Origin of the sequence: Novosphingobium sp. UBA1939, assembly GCF_002336885.1 — a bacterium.
Lineage (GTDB): Bacteria > Pseudomonadota > Alphaproteobacteria > Sphingomonadales > Sphingomonadaceae > Novosphingobium.
The window spans coordinates 1-3967 of record NZ_DDFB01000040.1 but is presented as its reverse complement, the minus strand read 5'-3'; the positions used below and the strand labels follow the sequence as shown (position 1 = coordinate 3967).

General features: G+C 67.2%; 6 protein-coding genes and 1 pseudogene. 2 read left to right on the top strand and 5 right to left on the bottom strand.

Going from position 1 to position 3967, the window contains the following annotated elements:
• From B3547_RS06500 to B3547_RS06480, 5 genes and pseudogenes are all read right to left on the bottom strand, one after another.
• A pseudogene (locus B3547_RS06500) lies at window positions 1–844 on the bottom strand (flavodoxin); the annotation flags it as partial.
• A gap of 23 nt (window positions 845–867) precedes the next feature.
• Window positions 868–1188 (bottom strand): hypothetical protein, encoded by a 321-nt coding sequence (locus B3547_RS06495; protein WP_004212659.1) that lies wholly within the window; start codon window positions 1186–1188, stop codon window positions 868–870.
• 60 nt (window positions 1189–1248) lie between these two features.
• A complete protein-coding gene (locus B3547_RS06490; protein WP_039335409.1) occupies window positions 1249–1470 on the bottom strand; it encodes a hypothetical protein in 222 nt (73 codons plus the stop codon).
• Window positions 1467–1946: a heavy metal-responsive transcriptional regulator gene (locus B3547_RS06485; protein ID WP_004212654.1), complete on the bottom strand. Its 480-nt coding sequence runs from the start codon at window positions 1944–1946 to the stop codon at window positions 1467–1469. The genes B3547_RS06490 and B3547_RS06485 overlap by 4 nt, the downstream gene beginning before the upstream one ends.
• 142 nt (window positions 1947–2088) lie before the next feature.
• Window positions 2089–2445: a hypothetical protein gene (locus B3547_RS06480; RefSeq protein WP_292961352.1), complete on the bottom strand. Its 357-nt coding sequence runs from the start codon at window positions 2443–2445 to the stop codon at window positions 2089–2091.
• Window positions 2446–2687: 242 nt separating this feature from the next.
• Between B3547_RS06480 and B3547_RS06475 the strand changes: the two genes are divergently transcribed.
• Together B3547_RS06475 and B3547_RS06470 are read left to right on the top strand one after the other, a co-directional pair.
• Window positions 2688–3050 carry a hypothetical protein gene (locus B3547_RS06475; RefSeq protein ID WP_039335402.1) on the top strand — a complete coding sequence of 121 codons (363 nt, stop codon included), beginning with the start codon at window positions 2688–2690 and terminating at the stop codon, window positions 3048–3050.
• A 397-nt stretch (window positions 3051–3447) separates the two neighbouring features.
• Window positions 3448–3967, top strand: a 520-nt coding sequence (locus B3547_RS06470) for a TolC family protein (protein WP_349676476.1), incomplete at its 3' end; no start/stop codon positions are given.

Below are 3967 nucleotides of genomic sequence, written 5' to 3'. Positions count from 1 at the left end.
CCCAGCTTTTGGGCTTGCGCAGCGAAGCTCCCGCGGGCGCGGCCGCATTGCTCGAGGCGAGCCCGGCGCTGCCGGCAACGGGGGCAGGTGCGTGCGCGAGCTTCGCAGCGGGCGGGACAGCCTTCGGCTCCGGCTTTTCCGAGGTCTTGGCGGTGGCGACACCGCCGGCGATCGCCCCGATCCGCCGGAGGCGGAAGATCTGCAGCGCGATCAGCGTGGCGCTCACCAGCCCCAGGAAGAGCATGAGAAGGAGGTGTGAGGGCGAGATGCCGAACCAGTGGTCGGCATGGCCGGGCGCGGCCTGGTCGATGTCGAGCTGATCGCGCAGCCAGGCAAGGCCGACCTCCCGGGGCGGCTGCAAGCCCCCGATCGCGCCCTGCGCGGCGGTGCCGGACCGGAACAGGTCGGTTCCATCGCGCAGGCGGCGCGCCGCATCGAGCCGGGCCGAGACCGTGGTTGCACGCGCGCCGTCGGCCGAGGCGGCGTTGATCATCGCTAGGCCCGTGCTTACCCGTTCGCCAGCCTGCGCAGCGACCCGCTGCCTTGCCGCTTCGTCGAGCGCGGGAAAGGCGAGCAGTTGCGAGATGAAGCCGGTCCGGCGCGATTCGTGGCCGTGCTCATTCTCCCCTTCCCCATTGATCATGCGATCCATCATGGGGTTCATCATCTTCGCCATGTCCGACGACCCCGACGATGCCGGTGCGGACATGCCCCCGCCGGCCGGCATGCCTGCGCCATGATGCGCGGCATGATCCTCGCCCTCCTGCGCGCCCGCGCCCGCGGACAGGCTGAGAGCGATTGCGCAGCCGAGGCTCAAGCGTCGAAGGCTGATCCGCCTGGACATCCTCATCCCCTTTTTCAGCGCGCTTACATATCCTTCATCGGCATCGCCGAATTGCCCGGCGCGGGATCGGGTGCCGGCGCGGTCTGGTTGCCGGCCCCGGCGCGCATCGCGTCATGGTCCATCGCCTGACGGTGATGCCGCTCCATCTCGGCCTGGTTGCTCATCGCGTCCATCGACGCCGCGTCTGCAGCGTTGCCGCTGTCGGTCAGGACCGGGGTGGCGGCGACGCTGTTCGCCGCGGGCGGCACCGTCTGGTCGGCCTGGCGGTCGCAGCCCGAAAGCGCGAGCGCCAGCAACAGGCTTCCGCCGACAAGCGGAAGGGCTTTTTTCGCATGGTTGATCATAGCTTGCTCCTTGGCTTGAAAACTGTGGTCCCGGGCGCCGGGGATGGCGCCCGGACCGGCTCATTGCGCGCTGCGCAGGATCTGAAGGCACCGGTCGTGCGAGAGGTTCATCGGGTTGCGCCCCTGCCCCTTCATCTCGCCATGATCATGCGGCGTCTGGAGACCCATATTGCCCTCCATCGCCCGGCAACTCTCGACCTGCGCCGAGGTCGGCCGCGTGGTTACACAGGCGCCTAGAAGCAGCGCCGGCGTGAGGACGGCGATCAAACGCATTTTCGTCATGACAAAACCCCTTTCGCTAGTGATGATCGTTCGTCCTGCGCTGCCTGATGTTTCTTGTTATGCTGCTGGTCTTTCCGCCGCGCCGTCAGGAAGGCGAGGATCGGGCAATCGGAGACGGGCACTTCGCCCGGGCATTCGTCGGCGAGCATCCGCAGCATGTCGCGGATATCCGACAGGCGCTCGAGCCGGGCTTCGGCGTCAGCGATCTTGGCAAGCGTGATATCGAGCACGGCCTGGGCATGCGCGGTGTCCGACGCCCTGAGCGCCAGCAGCTGCCGGGCCTGTTCGAGTGTGAAACCAAGCTCCTGCGCCGAGCGGATGAAATTGACGCGCTCGAGGTCGGTCGCGTCGTAGAGCCTGTAGCCCGCTGCCGTGCGCGCGGGCTCGCGCAGCAAGCCCATCCGCTCATAATAGCGGATCGTATCGCGGCCCACGCCTGCCGCGGCGGCCAGTTCGCCGATCTTGAAATTGCCCATGTCATCCGCTCGATCATGCCGGTAGGACCATGGTCCAGGGTCAAGCGGTTTCGCCTCGATCCCGAACGGTCCGTTGCCGCCGGCAACCCGCTGCCCCGATGCCTCGCATCAGGGCAGCGTGTGCCGCCGGGCCACCGGCGCGTCAGTTCTTGCGAAGCTCGACGATGTCGTGCTTGGCAGGCGTACCGTCGGCGACGGACACATGCGCGAAGTGATCATCGAAGATATGATCGATCGTCACATGGCCGACGAGCTGGCGGTGATAGGTCGGCGCCACGCCCTTGGGCGGACCCAGATGGGTCACGACGCGATAGACCTCGAGCTTCTGGCCGACCTCGGCGCCATCGGCCTTGCCGATGCAGACGACCGTGCCGTTGCTGCCCGTGTCGACGATCGAGCCGCGCATGAACAAGCTGTGCCCGATGCCCTGGGCCATAGCGGGGACGGCAGCAAGCATCGAAATGCCGGCAAGCCCGACCATGAGAGTTTTTCTGACCATATTCACCTCCTTGGATGGTAAGCCACCGCCCGGACCTGCCGGGGGGAAGAGCGTCTCTTCAGGCTTGGGACTACGGTCCCGGGTCCAGCCTCGATATACGTAGAGGCCGCAGCCGGTCTTCTTCCCCGGGCCAGATCTTTATTGACGCGGAGTTGACGGAATCAGCCGTCAGCACTTCAAAACCCGCGCGGCGCGAGACTTTGGTTGGCTGCGCCAGCGAAACCCGCTAGATATCGAGGCTCGTGAAACGCCTGCTCGCCCTTCTGCTCGTCATCGGAGCGCTGTCCGGTCTCTTCGGAGCCCAGATGGCGGCCGCGCACAGCGTGCCGCAGGCGGCAGGCGCGCCGCTGGCCAAGGGCATGGATGCAGACTGCATGGCAATGATGGCCAAGCAGCAGCCTGCGCCCAGCGAAAAGCCTTGCAAGGGCCTGACGCTCGATTGCATCGCCGCGATGGGGTGCGTGATCCCGCTGGTCGCAGCGGACCTGGCAGGCGGCGTTGCGCCTGCGCGTCTCTACGACGCGGCCAGCTTCTGGACGACCGACACGATATTGACCGGCAAGGCGGTTGTGCCCGAGCCGGATCCTCCCACCAGCCTTGTCTGATTGAACGAGCACGGGCTGCGCGCATCGATCGATGCGTGCGCGCCCGGTTTCCTTCTTTTCAGTCAAAGGTCTTCGTGATGATCAAAATGCTTCCGGCCGCCCTTGTGGCGGCCCTCGGTCTCGCCGCGCCTGCGCTTGCAGCCGACGCGAGCCGCACGCCTCAGGGCCATTGGGAATGGCGCTCGGCGCCGCAATATGGTCCGCGGGCGACCGGCCCTGCGCGTGTCCGCATATGGGTGCCCCAGAGCCGGGACATCGCCAGCTGCGATTGCGCGATGATGCAGGCAAGCGCCGCCGACTGCATGCGCGGCGCAGTCAGGTCGGACAAGGGCTAACCCACTCCGGAGCGGCGCGTCACATGGTGGCGCGCCGCCTCTGTCATGAGGGGATGATATCCATGATCATGATGCCGAGGCGCGCTGTGCGACGCCTGTTGCTCCCACTCGGTGCGACGCTTGCGAGCGCCTGGGCCGTGCCGGTGTCGGCCGGCCCGCTCACCTACGAGCAGGCACTGAGGCTCGCTGCCGCCAATGCGCCAAGCCTCAAGGCGCGCGCGGCGGCGACAGCTGGCGCCCGCTCCTCGGCGGTCGCGGCCGATCGCCTGCCCGATCCGACGCTCGACCTGGGCCTGCAGAACTTCCCGGTGAGCGGCCCCAATGCCGGCAGCTTCACGCGCGACGATTTCACCATGGCGACGATCGGGTTCAGCCAGGCCTTCCCCAATCTCGCCAAGCGCCATGCACGCGCCGCGCGCGCCGCGGCCGATATCGGTGTCGCCGAGGCGGGCGAGCTGGTCGAAGGCCGCAACGTGCGGCTCGAGACCGCGCTCGCATGGATCGATCTCTATTATGGCGAACGCCGGCTCCGGCAGCTCGACCTGCTCGATGCCAGTCTCGACGACCTGCAGAAGACCGTGA

Excerpts from the sequence above, each read along its gene's own strand:
- B3547_RS06495 (WP_004212659.1), bottom strand. The coding sequence starts at position 1,188 with ATGATCAACCATGCGAAAAAAGCCCTTCCGCTTGTCGGCGGAAGCCTG.
- B3547_RS06490 (WP_039335409.1), bottom strand. The coding sequence starts at position 1,470 with ATGACGAAAATGCGTTTGATCGCCGTCCTCACGCCGGCGCTGCTTCTA.
- B3547_RS06485 (WP_004212654.1), bottom strand. The coding sequence starts at position 1,946 with ATGGGCAATTTCAAGATCGGCGAACTGGCCGCCGCGGCAGGCGTGGGC.
- B3547_RS06480 (WP_292961352.1), bottom strand. The coding sequence starts at position 2,445 with ATGGTCAGAAAAACTCTCATGGTCGGGCTTGCCGGCATTTCGATGCTT.